The organism is Streptococcus devriesei DSM 19639 (assembly GCF_000423725.1).
GTDB lineage: Bacteria > Bacillota > Bacilli > Lactobacillales > Streptococcaceae > Streptococcus > Streptococcus devriesei.
This window is the reverse complement of record NZ_AUIN01000001.1, coordinates 13,029-30,256: the sequence shown is the minus strand read 5'-3', so window position 1 is coordinate 30,256 and position 17,228 is coordinate 13,029. Positions and strand designations below refer to the sequence as shown.

Below are 17,228 nucleotides of genomic sequence, written 5' to 3'. Positions count from 1 at the left end.
CGATTAACACGTTAATCGTCTTTTCACTACGGCGGAAACTGTCGGATTTTAGCGACCTTCGGTCGCTTAGCTACGCTAAACTTTAATGGCTTTGCTGCCGATATCGTGGCGGTAGAAGAGCCCGTCTGTGTTTTGTTTGGAGAGTTCTTTGTAAATTTTGTCCTGACAAGCTTTGACCGTGTCTGCTGTGGTAACAAGCATGTAGACACGTCCGCCGTTTGACAGCAGGGCTCTGCCATTTTCCGAAAACTTAGCCCCTGCATAATAAGTGATGATATCGCCGTCGGTCTTAGCTGGCAGCTCCACACCCTTGTCATAGGCGAGGGGATAGCCGTTTGATGCGACAACCACGCCCAGGGTCACTCCCTTATCCAGCCAAGTCATGTGCGGCTCTTTACCCTCCAAAATATCCGTGATGTTCTGCGCAAAATCAGACGTCAAACGCGGCAGGATAATCTGAGTCTCAGGGTCACCAAAGCGCGCGTTAAACTCAATGACCTTGGGACCATCAGCGGTCAGGATCAAGCCGCAGTAGAGCACGCCCAGATAAGGCCGTCCTTCTTTAATCATGCCCTCAAGCACAGGCTTGACGATGGTTTCCACCGCCGTGTCCACCACGCTTTGAGGCAGGTGCGGCACCGGTGCATAAGCTCCCATGCCTCCTGTATTGGGACCCTTATCGCCGTCGTAGGCCCGTTTGTGATCCTGGGCTGTCGGCAGGATGTAAAACTTATCGCCGTTGACCAAGGCAAAGAGGGAGAACTCCTCACCGTCCAGAAACTCTTCGATAACCACGCGCGCACCCGAATCACCAAACTTATTGTCCAAAAGCATCTCGCGCGCCGCTTCTACAGCCTGTTCCACGGTTTCAGCTACGACCACACCCTTGCCCAGTGCTAAACCATCAGCCTTGACGACGATTGGTGCGCCCTGCTTTTCGATATAAGCCTTGGCTTCTTCAAAGTCGGTAAATGTGCCATAGGCTGCTGTCGGAACATCGTATTTGACCATGATTTCCTTGGCAAAATCTTTGGACCACTCCAGCTCCGCCGCTAATTTTGACGGTCCGAAAGCTTTAAGCCCAGCTTGGTTAAAATCATCAACGATGCCAGCTGCTAAGGCATCATCAGGACCAATAAAAGTCCAGGCAATATCATTGCTCTTTGCAAAATCAATCAAAGCAGAATGTTCGGAAATTCCGATATTTACAATTTCCAAACCATCCAACGTCATCCCGTCATTGCCGGGCGCCACAAAGACCTGCTCAACCTGCGGAGACTCCAACAACTTCCTCGCAATCGCATGCTCACGACCGCCAGAACCAACAACCAAAAGTTTCATAGCTAAGATACCTCAATATAAAGAAAACGTCTGGAAAAATTCCCAAAAACTGAGTTTATTTCGTAAAACACAGATATTTCACGAATTATATAGGATTATTATAACATATTTGTTCGTTATTACGAAATAATCGTAATGGAATAACCGTAAAAAGAATAAGATCAGTAAAGTTTATAACGAAAAATGACTGAGTCAATTATTAGAAAAAATCCCCACGGAACACCCTAATGTTATTAAAAATTAATAATCACTAGCATTTTCTTTTTTAACACCTATGTTATAATGAACAATTAAAAAAGGAGGGAATGAGATTGAAAATTTTTACAAATAACCAAGCTGATAAAGTGAAACGAATAACTCAATTTATAAAAGATAATCGGGGAAATCTTGTTTGCTTTTCATCAATATCTTTAATCAATGCGCTTTGTGCTTTCATAACTCATTTCACGCAGCTTTATTTAATCTTTGTTGCTATGTTTATAGTCACTCTTACTATTTTGCGATGCTTTCTACTCTTAAAGTTCTTTTTAAAAGGTCATGAGGTTAAAATCAAGAAGGTAGATCTGCTATGGATAATCCCTATCTATTTTATTACTTTTGGAGGATTGACACTGATAGAATTTGTTTTATTTTATCAGTTTGAGCTAATAAATCTAGTATTTGCATTTATCATCTCATGTCTCAATCTAGGTACTTTTTATCTTAGTAAATGGTTTGTTAGTAACAATCCGTGGGTACACATCCTTACAGATATTCTAACAACTCCACTGTTATATTTATTAACAGCATGGTTTCAAAAAATACCAAACCTAATAATAGTTATCTGTGTTTTTGGTTTACTTGGGGTAAGATATCTCTTTATTATCAAACTATACAGCAAGAAATTATCACTTTTGATAAATGATAATTCTTATATCATTAGTGAAACTTTTTCATTTTTCGCTTATTTCGCTACTCTTGCTAATATTGATCAAATCTTAAATCATTCTTTAATAACGGTAAACGGAGCATTAGAGGTTTTCTCTTATCTTTTCTTTTATGTGTCTTTACTCTATATAAAAATTTTGTCCTATAAAATCTATGTTCTTTCAAAGAAGGAGGCAAGTGCTTTTATTATCCTCGGATTCAGCTATTTTATAACTATTGTAATAATTGCTGCTATCCTTCTCTATTTCCAAAACGATGGTGGTTTAGATCTTCTGATGTGGGTGGTTCCTGTAATTAGCTCTACTTTTTTGCAAGGTATCTTTAGCGTACAAGAATTTAGATTAAAACGAACAATTCAACCTTCTGCAAAGTTTAAGTTTATGGCTTATGGGTTTAATATTACATTGTTTTTGACCCTGTTATTATTGAACTTACTGATTAAGTGGGGAAAACACCATTCTATTCCTATTATAGATGCGCAGTATCCTTATCATTTTATTGACTATAGAAATATGATACTCTTTTGCAGCATGATAGGAGTTGTAGTCAGTTTTATCATAACTGAATCTTTATCTAAATATTTTACTAATCCTAAGAATGGTTTTTCCACTGTAAAACCTCCGAAACGTAGAATTCCACAAAGAGTTCATAAGAAGTGATGCTAACAATAAAAATTGGGTACTCATAAAGCACAAAAATTACTGAGAAATGATTTCAGTAGTTTTTGTGAATATATAACTTTATAAATTTAATCATAGAAAAAAACTCAGTCATGTATGAAACCTTGGAAAAACACTAAAACCGTTTCAATACAATGCTGAGTTTTTTATGGATTATTAAGGAGCTTGTGCAGAAGCTCAGTCAACAATGTCTGCCAAAGGGCTGATTGTGATGCCTTCCTGTTGAAAGGCTTGTCTGATTTCTTTGACAAATTTAAGTGCCTTGGGGCCGTCCCCGTGGACACAGACAGAGTCTGCCTCAATGGGTATGGTCTTGCCATCAATGCTGACAACTGTTTTATCTTTAATCATTTGGATTAAGCGATCTATAGCCACATGCTCATCGGTAATCATGGCGCCTTCTTTGTTGCGGCTGACCAAGGAACCATCACTTTCGTAAGCACGGTCCGCAAAAACTTCTTTTGCCACTCTTAAACCGCTGGCTTTAGCAGCCAGCGCCAATTCACTGGCACCGGGGCACAGCAAAATGAGCCTGTCATCATAGCTGGCAACAGCCTGAGCAATAGCCCTTGCCAGCTTGCTGTCTTTGCAGGCCATATTGTAAAGAGCTCCGTGCGGTTTCACATGCTGCAGCTGCATGTTGCCGGCTTTGGCAAAAGCATCCAAAGCACCTATCTGGTAAGTTGTATCGGCTGCAGCTTCCTTCGTGCTTATCTGCAGGTTGCGCCGGCCAAAACCTATCAGGTCAGAAAAGCCCGGATGAGCACCCATGGCAATTTTATTTTCTTGCACTAATTGGGTGGTCCTTAACATAACCAAAGGATCCCCTGCATGAAAACCGCAGGCAATATTAGCTGAGCTGATTAAAGGGATAATCTCGCTGTCTTGTCCCATGTGGTAAGCCCCAAAACTCTCTCCTAAATCGCTGTTTAAATCAATTTTATACGTCATACCAATCTCCTTGGCTCAATCATCACTATTTAGTTTGTCAATTCTACCGTCTCTAAATTTAGGATCTTCCATTATACTATACTGAAAATCTAAATTAGTTTCAACACCAAGCACGACCATTTCATCTAAGGTCGTTTTCATTTTTTGAATGGCAGCTGCTCTGCTGGGCGCCTGAACAATAACTTGAGCAATCTCTGTATCGTAATCCTGATAGGCAGGAATCTGATAACCGGCATAAAGAGCCGTATCCACTCTGACACCGTGTCCGGCGGGCACATGCAAATGATGAACCAAGCGAGACTCTGCCTCAGAGCTTTCAGCAGAAAAATTTGCTCTGATGTGACAGACAAGGGCATGCCCTTTGCTAGCAGCTTCTTCTTGTTTAAAAGACAGAGCTTCACCGTCCGCAATTCTAATCTGCTCACCAATCACATCCAGTCCCGCTGCCATTTCTGTTAAACCATATCCTGATGAAATACCGGCAGTTATTCCTTTAACATAGACCTGCTGCGATTTGTTCAGAGCAAAAATCACCGTCCCAACATTGGTATAACAAAGGGCCTTAGCAATCTCAAAAGCCGTCTGTCTTAATGCCTGCCGGCCTTTTGTACCAAGGACCGCTGAAGGCGTCTCTTCCAGTATACTCTGTCCGTTTGCCCGGCTCAGGCAGTCTTTTTCTTTTAAAACCACAATCTTGCCAAACTGATCAGCGATAATGGGAACCTCAATCGTTCGAGAAAAGTCCGCAGAGCCTTCGGCAGTTTCTTTAGGCGCATTTTCAGGCAAGAAAGGAAGACGGATCTTCTCTCTTATCTGCTCAAGCCGAGAGCCGGTATGGAGCTGTTCAATAAGCTCCGGACTCGGTCCAATAAAAATAAGTCCGTGCTTTTGACAAAGTCTGGCAAAGGCAGCATCTTCTGCCAGAAAACCGCAGCCCGGATGAACAGCATCAGCGCCGGTATATAAAGCAGCTGAAATGATATTCTCCCGGTTCAAATAACTGTTCTCAAGCGAACCCTGACCGATGCAAAGGCGTTGGTCTGCCAGCTGTACATGCAGACTTTGAGCATCTTCCTTGGAATAGACAGCGACTGTCTGAATCCCCAAGCAGCGGCAGGTCCGAATGATACTAACCGCTATTGTGCCGCGGTTGGCTACAAGTATTTTATGAATCATGATATTACCTACTTAACTGTCAATGTCAAACAAACGTCAAATGCAATTCCTTTCAAAAAGTGAAGCCAAACGCTTAGCTGTACGACGCCGCGTCAGTATTTCCGGGCAGGGCTGATGAATGCGGCTGCGCATGTGTTCAAATTCAGCGGCTTCTTTTTGCAGCAGATTCTGAGCTTCTTCAACCGAAACAGCTTCAAAGCGAATGCGATGATTCATCTTTCTTTGCACCAATTTGGGAAGATCCACAGAAATAACGGCTCCTATTTTAGCATAGCCGCCTGTCGTTTGACGATCGGCCAATAAAACAATAGGCTTGCCGTGAGCCGGCACCTGAATGGCCCCAAAAACAGTCGCATCAGAAATAATATCTGCCTTGTCCTTGTGAACAACAGACGGACCGTCTAAACGGCAGCCCATCCGGTCAAAATCTTTGGTAACCGTATAAGTTTCTCTCAGAAAAGTCTGCAGGCCTTCTTCTGTAAAATAGTGATCTTGCGGTCCTAAAACAACTCTCAAAACTGCCTTTCCCTGATCAAAATCATCAGCCGGCAGTTTTCTGGATAAAAAGTGCGGCAGGTAAAGGCGATTGCTGCGAAAGGGAATATAGTCATCTGCTTGCAGCTGCCGCCCTTTAAAGCCGCCCAGTCCGACTTTGACGTTGGTTGAGCGGCTCCCCATAACCTCTGGAATCTTCAAACCGCCGGAAAAACTGATGTAACCCCGCGAACCCGTCCTAGCACCGCCAAAGGCTAGAACATCTCCTTCATGTATATAAAGAGCAGTATACATGGCTGCCGGCTCGCCATTGACTGTCGGCTGAAAATCCCCACCGGTGATGGCAATAATTGTATCTTGAGTGAATGCTAAGATTGGGCCCACCAGAGAAAATTCGAGAACAGCTTCATTTTCAGGATTGTCCAGCAGAAGATTGGCTATCCGAAACGATCTGACATCCATAACACCCGAAACACTGAATCCCTGACTTTGATAACCATTGCGGCCGCTGTCTTGAACAGTTGTCATGAGCCCGGGTTTTAGGATTCTAATCCCCATTTCTAACCTCCTCTCCGGTCAATACAGCAATCTCATAACTGCCAGCCAAAACAGCCTGATGAATACTGTGATAATCCGATTCGTCAACAGCCTTAAAACGAATATAATCACCGGCTCCAAAGATAAAGGGCTGCTGTTTTTGAGGGTCATAGGTCTTAAGAGGTGTTCTGCCGATTAAGCGCCAGCCGCCGGGAGAAGCCAGAGGATAGATACCTGTTTGGCTGCCGCCAATGCCAACACTGCCGGCCGCAATAGTCAGTCTTGGATTTTCCAAACGAGGGGTATGAATGGTCTCATCCAAACCGCCCAAATAAGGGAAGCCCGGCAGAAAGCCCAGCATATAAATCAGATAATCACGGCTAGTATGTCTGGCAATGACTTCTGCTTCCGATAAACCGGCATTCTGAGCAACAAATTGTATATCCGGTCCGTACTCCCCACCATAGCATACAGGAATTTCAATGATCCGCTGCTCCTTTTGAGCAGTCCTTATATCTTGCTGCAGCAACGTCGTTAGTTGGCTGACCAGAGACTTATAAGAAAGAATGTGCGGATCATAGTTGATCAGCAGTGAGGCAAAAGCAGGAATAATATCATGAACACCTTCAATTGGCTGTTCTTTCAGCAGCTGGAGCATAGCTTTGATTTTTTGATTTGTCTCCTGCTTAATGTCCTGTTCAAATTCAATCAGCAGAGCTGAATCGCCAGCCAGTCTAATTCTATATTCCATACAAACCTCCTCTCAGCGAATTGCCTATGAAAACAACTGCCCCAAATTTCCTAAGGACACTACCCCCAAATAAGCTGTAATGCCAACGACAAGAATTCCCAGCCAGAAGAGCCACTTAGGATGCTTATAAGCCGCACCCATGATACTTGTTTTTTGGCTGGCAATAAGACAAATGCCTAACGTTAAAGGCAAAATCAAACCATTTAAGGCGCCGGCAACAACCAGCAGATTAGCCGGCTGTCCCAAAAAGGCCATGATAAAGGTTGAAATAATGATAAAAATAATCGTGACCGTCTTTTCGTGTTTAGCCACTGTCTTGCTCAATGTCTTGAGAAAAGAAACAGACGTATAAGCCGCACCAACAATTGACGTCAGGGCTGCCGATAAGAGTACCAAGCCAAAGAAACGGTAGCCCAGTTCGCCAGCTCCTTGCTTGAATGCATCTGCTGCCGGATTGTTAGGATCTAAGACAGCACCTTTGGAAACAACTCCTAAAATAGCCAGAAACAAGAAAATGCGGACAATTGTTGCGATAGAAATACCCATGATGGAACTTTTCTTAACATGATCTAAGTTTTCCTGACCTGTAAAACCGGCATCAATCAAACGATGCGCTCCTGCAAAGGTAATGTAGCCTCCAACTGTGCCGCCTAGAAGCGTTAAAATAGCGTTAAAAAGATTTGAAAGGCCGGCTGACGGCATAAAGGTTTCTTTTAAAGCGGTTCCATAAGGAGGATTGACAATAAGAATAACAAGAAAGATAACAAGAATCATCAAGCCGCCTAAAACTTTGGTAAAGTTATCCATCGCTGTCATAGCATTTTTAAAAAGAAAAATTAAAATAGCCAGACCGCCAGCCAGGAAATAACCCACTGTCGTAGGAAGACCCAATAAGGTATTAAAACCAAGAGCCCCGCCGCCAACATTTCCAATATTAAAAACGAGACCGCCCAAAACAATCAGAAAAGCTAAGACATACCCCAAACCCGGCAGAAGTTTATTGGCAATATCCTGACCTCTCAAACCGCTGACCGTTAAGACACGCCAAATATTGGTCTGAACAATCAAAGCCAGGGCAATTGAAGCCAGAATCACAAAACCAAAACTGGCCGAAAAGTCACTGGTGAATTTTGCGGTTTGCGTTAGAAAGCCCGGTCCCACAGCAGAGGTAGCCATGATAAAAGCAGCACCCAGAAGAGGGCCTTTGTTTTTCTTCTTGTTGTTCATCTCTTTTTCTCCTTTATCAGAATTATTACAGTATAACTATAACCCAAAAAAGATCGGCTGCCAAGGCAAATCTACAAAACGATGTTAGATTTTATGACATCATTTTCCTGTCATCCGAAAAACCTTACTTGTAAACAGTCCAATCGCAAATAGTGCGTTTGTCCATCAAAAAAAGCCCTGCATGGCGGTATGCAGAAACTTTTTGTTTGAATAGATAAAATTATTTTATCTGTTTCCTCAAAAATCTGAAATTCTTCTGGTTCTGATTTGCAGAAAAATTTATTCCCAATCTTCTCAGTATTTCAAATATTTTTGAATATCTAATCCCTTTTTCTGATATACTAAAGAAAAGGAGGCGCTTATGATGACAAAAGAACACTACAATTGGGCAACGCTGGGGACTGGCGTTATTGCCAACGAACTCGCTCAGGCTCTGCAGTCTCAAGGACGCACTATTTATTCAGTTGCCAACCGTACGCACGAAAAAGGCCTTGCATTTGCCCAAAAATACGGTATTGACAAAGTTTATGACAAGATTGATGACGTTTTTGACGATCCCGATGTGGATATTATCTACATTTCAACGCCGCATAACACTCATATCAATTTTCTCAGAAAAGCACTGGCTGCCGGTAAACACGTGCTGTGTGAAAAATCAATTACACTGAATTCAGATGAACTTGATGAAGCCATTAAACTGGCTCAGAAAAACCATGTTGTTTTGGCAGAAGCCATGACGATTTTTCATATGCCCATTTACCGTAAACTAACAGAGATTGTGAATTCCGGTCAGCTGGGCGAACTTAAACTTATCCAGATGAACTTTGGCAGTTATAAAGACTACGACATGACTAACCGCTTTTTCAGCCGTGATTTAGCGGGCGGCGCTTTGCTGGATATCGGTGTTTATGCGCTGTCCTTTATCCGCTGGTTTATGGCATCAAGTCCGAAACAGATTGCTTCACAGGTTCAGCTGGCACCAACCGGCGTGGATGAGCAAGCGGGAATCCTTCTGACCAATGATGAAGGCCAGATGGCGACAATTACCCTCAGTCTCCATGCCAAGCAGCCTAAACGCGGAACGATCGCTTACGACAAGGGTTATATCGAACTTTATGAATACCCGCGCGGACAAAAAGCTGTCATTACCTATACCGAGGATGGGCACCAGGAGGTGATCGAGGCTGGAGATACCGCTCAGGCTCTTGTCTATGAAGTGGCTGATATGGAAAAAGCTGTCGCAGGTATCGAAAACACCATGCATCTGGGTTACACGCAAGATGTCATGGATATCATGACTCAGCTGCGCAAAGAATGGGGAATTGTCTACCCAGAAGAAGAATAGATTTATCAATTTTAAAGCATAGAAAAAACTCCTCTCACAGTATCCAGTGAATAGTTGCTTTTCACTGGCCGCTTATAAGAGGAGCTTTTTTAGAAGTAACACCTTTGAATGATTCTAAGGTTTCTAACTTGCTAATTAGTTATTAAATGACACGTGGACGTGATCCATATGGTTGGCCGTGTCGCTGCCGCGATCCGGCATTTGGTTCCAAGTGTTGGCAGGGCCGTAGACGTTATCGGTCGGTCCATAGAATTTTTGCTGATAAATCACATAAGAAATATTATTTTCCGCCATGGTTGAAGTAGCATAGTCAGCAACTTGCTTACCAAGATTGGTATCATCGTAAACCATAACATCAACGGCATTACCTGTACCATGGTCACCGCTGTCGCCTTCACGGACACCGCCGATATCCGTAGCACCATAAGTATTAGCTACCTTGTTGGCAAAGTTTGCAGCGGACGGCTGAAGACCTGTGGTGTCAACACTTGTTTGTTGCTGCGCTGGTTCTGCTGCTGGCGCTTCAGTCTCAGCGGCTGGAGCTGCAGGGGCAGTCGTCGTCGCTGCTTGGCTGGCAGCTGGTGCCTCTGTTTGCGCCGGCGCGGCTGAATTAGCTGTGTCTGCAGCGTTTGTTTGTGCGGTAGGTGCAGGTGCTGAGGCAGATTCTGCAGTGGTTGTTTGAGCTGCCGTTGGTGCAACCGGTGCGGTTGCCTGAGCCGGTGTGGACTGAACCGCAGGCTGCTCTGCACTGACTGGCGCTGAACTTGCAGCCGGCTGAGCTGAGCTTGCTTGTTCTGTCGGTACGGTTGTTTCAGCAGCCGGTGCTTGGTATGCCGCCGGAGTTTCGACAGCATCCAGAGATGTTGTGGTCTCTCCGACAGTTACTTCATTGGTTGAAAAATTAACCGATGCTGACTGCCCTGAAACTGCGCTGTTATCTGCACCTTCAATGGTCATGCCTGTGACATTGTGCTGAGCATCATAGCTTGCTGTGATAGTAGTTCCCGGGAAAATCAGATTGATATTGGCAATTTGATTGACCTTGGCTAAAACATTGACATCAACAGACATAGCATCTGCGATGGTACTGAGGGTATCTCCGTATTGAACGGTATAAGTGGTTTGATTGCCTTGACTGACTAAGTCTGTTTTGACTTCTTCTACTGTGCGCGGTGCCCAGTTTGCTGCCTTATCGTCAGCTTTTGCTTCAAAAGCTGCAAAAAGTGATAAGGCGAGTGTTGAGGCTAATAGCATTTTTTGATTGAATTTCATGTTATAGTCCCTTTCGTTTTTTGAGATAATCCTATCCTAACATAGTTTTTTTCAAATGCCTCCTCATCGGCTCACCTTAACAGAACTATCTTACGGCTGTAACATCCTGTTGCATTTGTCATATAAAATGCATTGTTCTGAATAAATTTTTTCCGAACAATTTTAACTGCTATCTTCTAGAATTGCTGTCCTTGGCAGCTGTCCAGACTGTATTTGATGGGCAAGCAAAGACAGCAAAACAACCCAACAAAAGTTGAGCCGTTTTTAGGAGATTTCACCGCAGTCGTAGACCCTCAGGTCGTACGAATACGTATGCAACAGCTACTGTCAGCTTAAGCGGTAAAACCGCGAGAAGATGACTAGTAGCCACTGCTATGAAAAAGATACGCTCACTGTTTGAGCTTTAGCTCCTTACAGTGATGGATACCGAGCCATGTTTGGTGAAAATTTTACATTAGTTGTTACTATTTTAACAGCAAAACAACCCAACAAAAGTTGGGCTGTTTTTAGGAGATTTTACCGTAGTCGTAGACCTTCAGGTCGTACGAATACGTATGCAACAGCTACTGTCAGCTTAAGCGGCAAAGCCGTGAGAAGATGACTAGCAGCCACTGCTATGAAAAAGAAAAGTTTTGGAATCCTATTGCTAGGATGACTATAGTATACGAGCGCTAGCTTAAGCTGTCCTTAAAATTTTCTTGCAGAAAGCTTAAAGTAAAATCAAAAGATATTTTACGCAGATTAATTCTCTAGATCATCGCACGAAGTAATCACAAATATAGTCTTTTCCTGATAGGCTTGGATAGTTTACATCATACTTTTCTTTTACTAATTCACAGTAACCATTTGCATCTACAGAATACTCTTGGTAAATTTTTTCATCAGCGGTAGTAGTATAATATATTTTCAATAATGGAGGAACGTGAGTGAATGTTTCTTTTGCATTTTTATTGTTTTTTGACAAATAAGCAAAAATGGCATCTTGATGTTCTTTTGATACGACGTATATTTTTTGATCCTCACTTAACTTTGGGATAGCTACATAGCTTCCCTGATTGCCAAATTGGATTTGAAGATCAAATACAGGACGGTTGTTTTGAATTTCAAAGGATAGGGCTTTATCCATCTTACCCTCCTCAGAATAAAAATTTTTAAAGGAACGTACCGCCAGTTTTTTGCTGTTTTCTTTGCGGTGAATCAATCCAAACCAATATTTATCTTGATAATAAATAGGGCAGCCGGGTTTGATATCCTGATAATCGTATTCTAAAAACAGCTTGGGCCGCTGCCCTTTGAGATTTTTTTCATTTTCCAGATAGAGCTGGAAATGAATAACAACCAATGAAATCACAATGCCTGTCATCGCACCATAGAAGCTTAACCAATCCCCTAAGTTGGTATTCAATAAGCTGGAAATGGATGATAAGATGATTGAAAATAGCGGCCCAGAAACAACAATCAATGCAACAAGCAGCAATAAAACCTTACTATTTTTCCTAAAGTATTTTAACATAACGAATCTCCTCCCCCCAAAAGGCATCTATTCCCCAATAGATGCCTGTCTTTTTATTATCAGTGTCTAAAATGCCTTACTCCCGTAAATACCATGGCAATGCCATATTTGTCAGCTGCTTCGATGACTTCTTGGTCACGGACGGAGCCGCCGGGTTGGACAATAGCCTTGATGCCTGCGGCTGCGATTTCTTCCACATTGTCTGCGAATGGGAAGAAGGCATCACTGGCAAGAACGGCGCCGTCAAGGCGATCCGCTGCGTGTTCAAGGGCAATCTTAACGGCACCGACACGGTTGGTCTGACCAGGTCCGACCCCCAGAGTCATGCGATCGTTGGCCACCAAGATGCCGTTTGATTTGACATACTTAATGGCCTTCCAAGCAAATTCAAGAGCTGTCTGCTCACGCGCATCTGGTTGGCGCTTGGTTACAACTTCCCAATCGGCCGGATTTTCCTTGATGACGTCTTGGTTTTGCACTAACATACCGCCGACTACGCCGGTGTATTCTTTTTCGACTTCGCTCTCTGCTTGGGCATCAAAGGGCAGCTCCAAGATGCGCAGGTTTTTCTTTTTGGTTGTGAGGATAGCCAGCGCTTCGTCTGAGTATGAAGGCGCAATGATAATTTCTAAGAAAATGCTGTGCATTTTTTCTGCGGTAGCTGCATCCACCTCACGGTTGAGAACGACAATACCGCCAAAAATCGAAACAGGATCCGCAGCGTAAGCATTGTCCCAAGCCCCTTCGATCGTGTCGGCCTGACCGATACCGCAAGGGTTCATGTGCTTGAGCGCCACAACGGTCGGACGGTCAGTAAAGTCACGAATAATGCGAATGGCTGCATCAGCATCACGAATGTTATTGAAGGAAAGTTCCTTACCATTGAGCTGTTTAGCTGACGCGATGGAATAATCCGTTGGAATAGCTGACTGATAGAAATCCGCATCCTGCTGCGGGTTTTCGCCATAGCGCATGGGCTGTTTGAGGTCATAAGTGAGGATTAGTTTCTCAGGTTTTGTCTCTCCAACTTGCGCTGTGAAGTAATCCGCAATCAAAGCATCGTAAGCTGCCGTATGGCGGTAAACCTTAGCCGCCAAGCGCTGACGAGTTGCGTAAGCTGTCTCACCATCTGCTTTGAGTTCGTCAAGAACCACCGCATAATCAGCCGGATCCACGACAACCGTCACACTGGCATGGTTTTTCGCTGCTGAACGAAGCATTGATGGTCCGCCAATATCAATATTTTCCACAGCGTCCGCATAGGTCACATCAGGCTTCAAAATCGTTTCCTTGAAAGGATAGAGGTTGACCACCACAAGGTCAATGAGTTCAATCTTGTTATCTTTGGCAGCCTGCAAATGGCTGTCTAAATCACGGCGAGCCAAAAGCCCACCGTGGATATTTGGATGAAGAGTCTTGACACGGCCATCCATCATCTCAGGAAAACCTGTCACATCGTCAATGGCAATGGTTGCTACCCCTGCATTGTCAAGAGCTGTTTTGGTGCCACCAGTTGAGATAATCTCCCAACCAAGGGCTGTCAATTCTTGGGCAAATTCAACAATGCCCGCTTTGTCAGATACACTAATCAGTGCACGTTTAATCATCAATTTTTCCTTTCTTTTTGATGTTTCTCTTAGGTGGTGCGGACGGAAGCAACTCCCTACGGGATTTCATTCCTAACTTTTGAGCCAAAGTCTCAAAAGTTCCGAGACGATTGATAAAACATCAATCGTCTTTTCACCACGGCAAGAAACATCGGTTAGGCGACCTGCGGTCGCTGTGCTAGTCAACAGCTGTTTATTGCCATTGGGCGATGTCTTCGGCTGAAATCCTCATAATCAACGCCTTCTCTATTTCCTCCCCACTCCCAAACTCTCCAGCACTTGAGGATAAAGCTGGTACTCGTTTTCGTGAATCCGTGCTTCAAAAGTTTCAATAGTGTCGTCAGCTAGTCGCGGCACTCGAACTTGCTTGATGACTTGTCCGGTGTCAACACCTGAGTCTACCCAGTGAATGGTCACGCCGGATTGGTCAACACCCGCCTGCCAAGCATCTTCGATACCGTGAGCACCTGGAAATTCCGGCAGATAAGCTGGGTGGATATTGATAATGCGCCCCTCATAGGCTGAAAGCAGCGTCGGTCCAACAATCTTCATATAGCCAGCCAGCACTACCAGATCAATGGCATGTTTGCTGAGGAGGTCAATAATAGCTGCTTCATAATCTTCTTTGCAGTCAAATTCCTTCAGTTCAAAGGCATAACTCTTCACACCCAGATTTTTAGCGCGCTCCAGTACATAAGCATCTCTGTGATCCGCAAAAACAAAGGCTACTGGAAATTGCTCAGCGATGACTTGGAAATTAGATCCGTTGCCGGAAGCAAAGACTGCGATTTTTTTTGCCATTATCTTATCACCACACTAGCGCCCGCTTTTTCCACGATACGGCCGAGCTCATATACAGGCTCGTCCAAGAGTTCCTTGACGCGGTCAGCCTTTTCAGAGCTGACGGCCAACATGAGACCAATCCCCATGTTAAAGATTTCAAACATTTCTTCATGCTTGATATTGCCGTATTTTTCAAGGGCCTTGAAAATCGGCAAAACCGGAACCTTATCTTCCTCGATTTCAGCGGCCAAATTATCCGCAAACATCCGCGGCACATTTTCGACAAAGCCGCCGCCCGTGATATGAGCAATCCCATTAACCAAGCCTTCTTTAACCAAAGGCAGGACGGCTTTGACGTAAATCCGAGTTGGTTCAAGCAGGACATCTTTGAGTTTTTTGCCCTCTAATTCCGGCAGCACTTCTTCACCGGTATAGTCTGCAAAGACACGGCGAACCAAGGAGTAACCATTTGAATGAATACCGCTTGAAGCCAGTCCCAGCAGGACATCACCTGCTTTGACCTTTGAACCGTCAATAATTTGTGATTTCTCAGCAATTCCAACAGCAAAACCGGCTAAATCGTAATCGTCCTCGCCGTACATGCCGGGCATTTCAGCCGTCTCACCACCGATAAGGGCAGCACCGGCCTGAACACAGCCTTCAGCCACACCGGCCACCACCTGTTCCAATTTGGCAGGCTCATTTTTACCGGTTGCCACATAATCAAGGAAGTAAAGCGGTTCGGCCCCTGCAGCAATGATGTCATTGACACACATAGCCACGCAGTCCTGCCCGATGGTGTCATGTTTGTCGTACTTGATAGCAAGCATGAGCTTGGTTCCGACACCGTCTGTGCCTGAGATAAGGACGGGCTCTTTAACATCGGTTGCTGTCAAATCAAACATGCCGCCAAAGCCGCCCAGTGCTCCCATAACGCCAAGGCGTTCTGTGCGAGCGACGTGTTTTTTGATCCGCTCAACAACCTCATAACCCGCTTCAACGTCAACTCCGGACTTCGCGTAAGCATTTTTTTCTGTCATAATCGTTACCTTTTCATTTTTATTGCTTGTATAAAAGAGTGCTCTGCTTTTTAAAACATGCCAGAAGCTATTTCACTTCATCAAGAAAGAAACTTGTTTTTTCCTTCAAACTCTTAAGATAGGCTTTTTCATAGTCATAGAGCGGCGTCGGATACTTACCGTCGAAATAAGCCACACAGAGTCCTCCATTTGGTGCATCTGTTTCAAGTCCGATAGACTCAATCAAGCCATCAATAGACAAATAAGTTAGACTGTCTGCACCAATAATCTGCCGAATTTCATCAACGGTATGGTTAGCCGCAATCAATTCGCGGCGGCTCTGAATGTCAATCCCGTAAAAACAAGGGTACTTAAGCGGTGGACTGGCAATGGCAACATGAACCTCAGCTGCGCCGGCATCCCGCAGCAGCTGGACAATCCGGCGGCTGGTTGTTCCGCGGACAATGGAATCATCCACCATAACCACGCGCTTGCCTTTGACAATGCTGGACACGGCCGACAGCTTCATACGAACCCCCTGCTCGCGCAATTCCTGCGTCGGCTGGATAAAGGTTCGCTGAGTGTATTGATTTTTAATTAAACCCATTTCATTTGGCAATCCTGATTCTTCGGAAAAGCCACTGGCAGCTGACAGGGAAGAATTTGGAACGCCAACGACAATATCTGCTTCATGTGCAAATTCCTGAGCCAAACGGCGGCCGGTATTTTTCCGAGCAGTATGTACATTAACCCCGTGAATAACAGAGTCAGGACGTGAGAAATAGATATATTCCATGGAGCAGATGGACAGCTGAGTCTCATCTGTGTAACTGTCATAATGCACACCGGAGTCATCAATAATGGCAAGTTCCCCCGGTTTTAAATCACGCAGCCACTTGGCTCCAATAACTTCAAAGGCGCAAGTTTCGCTGGAAACCACAATCGCTCCGTTAGCCGTCTGACCAATAGACAGCGGCCTAAAACCGTTGGGATCCAAAGCGGCAATAATTTTATCTTCCAGCATAAGCAGGTAAGCAAAGCCGCCTTTTACCTTATTGAGAGCTTCTTTCACCTTATCAACAAAGTCAGTCTTGTGACTGCGGCGGATCAAATGGGCTAGAATTTCTGTGTCCGATGATGATGAAAAAATAGCTCCATCTTGCTCCAATTCCCTTTTCAGCGTTTTGGTGTTGGTCAGATTGCCATTATGAGCCAAACCAAAAGCCATATCATAGAATTTGAAATGAAAGGGCTGGATATTATCAATCGAAGCTTCTCCCGCAGTTGCATAGCGAACATGACCAATCGCTGCCTGACCCTTGAGTTTTTCTAAATCGGCCGGATCTTTAAACACCTCTGATACCAGACCTGTGTCACGGTGACGCAGGAGCTTGCCCTGATCATTGGATAGAATACCGGCTCCCTCCTGCCCGCGGTGCTGCAGACTGTGCAGTCCAAAATAGGTTACCTGTGCAGCTTGAGAATGTCCCCAAATACCGAATAAACCGCACTCTTCATTAAGAGATTTTACTTCGTATGTCATTTTTACCTCGATACAAAGGCCCATCAAGCGCTGTGTCAAAAAGATAAAATGTCTAGAAAAT

14 protein-coding genes are annotated in these 17,228 nt (G+C 44.3%); 2 read left to right on the top strand and 12 right to left on the bottom strand.

Annotated features, from left to right (window positions below):
• Positions 1–75 precede the first annotated feature (75 nt).
• Entirely contained in the window at positions 76–1,341 is a 1,266-nt protein-coding gene (gene purD, locus G573_RS0100145) for a phosphoribosylamine--glycine ligase (RefSeq protein ID WP_027974834.1), read from the bottom strand.
• 311 nt (positions 1,342–1,652) lie between these two features.
• Here purD and G573_RS0100140 point away from each other — a divergent pair, with 311 nt between their 5' ends.
• Entirely contained in the window at positions 1,653–2,927 is a 1,275-nt protein-coding gene (locus G573_RS0100140; protein WP_156888773.1) for a hypothetical protein, read from the top strand.
• Between the two features lie 198 nt (positions 2,928–3,125).
• On the opposite strand, the gene G573_RS0100135 is transcribed toward G573_RS0100140, so the two are convergent.
• Genes G573_RS0100135 through G573_RS0100115 form a run of 5 tightly spaced genes read right to left on the bottom strand, consistent with a single transcriptional unit; the run spans position 3,126 to position 8,085 of the window.
• Positions 3,126–3,899, bottom strand: coding sequence for a LamB/YcsF family protein (locus G573_RS0100135; RefSeq protein ID WP_027974832.1), 774 nt, complete (start codon positions 3,897–3,899; stop codon positions 3,126–3,128).
• Positions 3,900–3,914: 15 nt separating this feature from the next.
• Complete coding sequence (locus tag G573_RS0100130) at positions 3,915–5,075, bottom strand: biotin carboxylase N-terminal domain-containing protein (RefSeq protein ID WP_027974831.1); 1,161 nt, start codon at positions 5,073–5,075, stop codon at positions 3,915–3,917.
• A gap of 36 nt (positions 5,076–5,111) precedes the next feature.
• Positions 5,112–6,128, bottom strand: a complete 1,017-nt coding sequence (locus G573_RS0100125) for a 5-oxoprolinase subunit C family protein (protein WP_027974830.1) — start codon at positions 6,126–6,128, stop codon at positions 5,112–5,114.
• The gene (gene pxpB / locus G573_RS0100120) at positions 6,118–6,858 is read right to left on the bottom strand and encodes a 5-oxoprolinase subunit PxpB (RefSeq protein WP_027974829.1); all 741 of its coding nucleotides are present in this window, start codon (positions 6,856–6,858) and stop codon (positions 6,118–6,120) included. Before pxpB ends, G573_RS0100125 begins: the two co-directional genes overlap by 11 nt.
• A 24-nt stretch (positions 6,859–6,882) precedes the next feature.
• Positions 6,883–8,085 carry an NRAMP family divalent metal transporter gene (locus G573_RS0100115; protein ID WP_027974828.1) on the bottom strand — a complete coding sequence of 401 codons (1,203 nt, stop codon included), beginning with the start codon at positions 8,083–8,085 and terminating at the stop codon, positions 6,883–6,885.
• A gap of 364 nt (positions 8,086–8,449) precedes the next feature.
• On the opposite strand from G573_RS0100115, the gene G573_RS0100110 reads away from it, so the two are divergent.
• Positions 8,450–9,430: a Gfo/Idh/MocA family protein gene (locus tag G573_RS0100110; RefSeq protein ID WP_156888775.1), complete on the top strand. Its 981-nt coding sequence runs from the start codon at positions 8,450–8,452 to the stop codon at positions 9,428–9,430.
• Positions 9,431–9,565: 135 nt separating this feature from the next.
• Here the strand turns inward: G573_RS0100110 and G573_RS0100105 are convergent, their stop codons facing one another.
• From G573_RS0100105 to purF, 6 genes are all read right to left on the bottom strand, one after another.
• Positions 9,566–10,702 carry a LysM peptidoglycan-binding domain-containing protein gene (locus G573_RS0100105; protein ID WP_027974826.1) on the bottom strand — a complete coding sequence of 379 codons (1,137 nt, stop codon included), beginning with the start codon at positions 10,700–10,702 and terminating at the stop codon, positions 9,566–9,568.
• A gap of 754 nt (positions 10,703–11,456) precedes the next feature.
• On the bottom strand, positions 11,457–12,215 hold the full coding sequence (locus tag G573_RS0100100; RefSeq protein ID WP_027974825.1) for a hypothetical protein: 759 nt from the start codon (positions 12,213–12,215) through the stop codon (positions 11,457–11,459).
• 59 nt (positions 12,216–12,274) lie between these two features.
• Positions 12,275–13,822, bottom strand: coding sequence for a bifunctional phosphoribosylaminoimidazolecarboxamide formyltransferase/IMP cyclohydrolase (purH, locus tag G573_RS0100095; RefSeq protein ID WP_027974824.1), 1,548 nt, complete (start codon positions 13,820–13,822; stop codon positions 12,275–12,277).
• A 246-nt stretch (positions 13,823–14,068) separates the two neighbouring features.
• The gene (gene purN / locus G573_RS0100090; RefSeq protein ID WP_027974823.1) at positions 14,069–14,623 is read right to left on the bottom strand and encodes a phosphoribosylglycinamide formyltransferase; all 555 of its coding nucleotides are present in this window, start codon (positions 14,621–14,623) and stop codon (positions 14,069–14,071) included.
• Positions 14,623–15,645 carry a phosphoribosylformylglycinamidine cyclo-ligase gene (purM, locus tag G573_RS0100085; protein WP_027974822.1) on the bottom strand — a complete coding sequence of 341 codons (1,023 nt, stop codon included), beginning with the start codon at positions 15,643–15,645 and terminating at the stop codon, positions 14,623–14,625. The genes purN and purM overlap by 1 nt, the downstream gene beginning before the upstream one ends.
• A gap of 67 nt (positions 15,646–15,712) precedes the next feature.
• Entirely contained in the window at positions 15,713–17,167 is a 1,455-nt protein-coding gene (purF, locus tag G573_RS0100080) for an amidophosphoribosyltransferase (RefSeq protein WP_027974821.1), read from the bottom strand.
• Positions 17,168–17,228: the final 61 nt, after the last annotated feature.

Coding starts and splice junctions, on each gene's coding strand:
- purD (WP_027974834.1), bottom strand. CDS start 1,341: ATGAAACTTTTGGTTGTTGGTTCTGGCGGTCGTGAGCATGCGATTGCG.
- G573_RS0100135 (WP_027974832.1), bottom strand. CDS start 3,899: ATGACGTATAAAATTGATTTAAACAGCGATTTAGGAGAGAGTTTTGGG.
- G573_RS0100130 (WP_027974831.1), bottom strand. CDS start 5,075: ATGATTCATAAAATACTTGTAGCCAACCGCGGCACAATAGCGGTTAGT.
- G573_RS0100125 (WP_027974830.1), bottom strand. CDS start 6,128: ATGGGGATTAGAATCCTAAAACCCGGGCTCATGACAACTGTTCAAGAC.
- pxpB (WP_027974829.1), bottom strand. CDS start 6,858: ATGGAATATAGAATTAGACTGGCTGGCGATTCAGCTCTGCTGATTGAA.
- G573_RS0100115 (WP_027974828.1), bottom strand. CDS start 8,085: ATGAACAACAAGAAGAAAAACAAAGGCCCTCTTCTGGGTGCTGCTTTT.
- G573_RS0100110 (WP_156888775.1), top strand. CDS start 8,450: ATGACAAAAGAACACTACAATTGGGCAACGCTGGGGACTGGCGTTATT.
- G573_RS0100105 (WP_027974826.1), bottom strand. CDS start 10,702: ATGAAATTCAATCAAAAAATGCTATTAGCCTCAACACTCGCCTTATCA.
- G573_RS0100100 (WP_027974825.1), bottom strand. CDS start 12,215: ATGTTAAAATACTTTAGGAAAAATAGTAAGGTTTTATTGCTGCTTGTT.
- purH (WP_027974824.1), bottom strand. CDS start 13,822: ATGATTAAACGTGCACTGATTAGTGTATCTGACAAAGCGGGCATTGTT.
- purN (WP_027974823.1), bottom strand. CDS start 14,623: ATGGCAAAAAAAATCGCAGTCTTTGCTTCCGGCAACGGATCTAATTTC.
- purM (WP_027974822.1), bottom strand. CDS start 15,645: ATGACAGAAAAAAATGCTTACGCGAAGTCCGGAGTTGACGTTGAAGCG.
- purF (WP_027974821.1), bottom strand. CDS start 17,167: ATGACATACGAAGTAAAATCTCTTAATGAAGAGTGCGGTTTATTCGGT.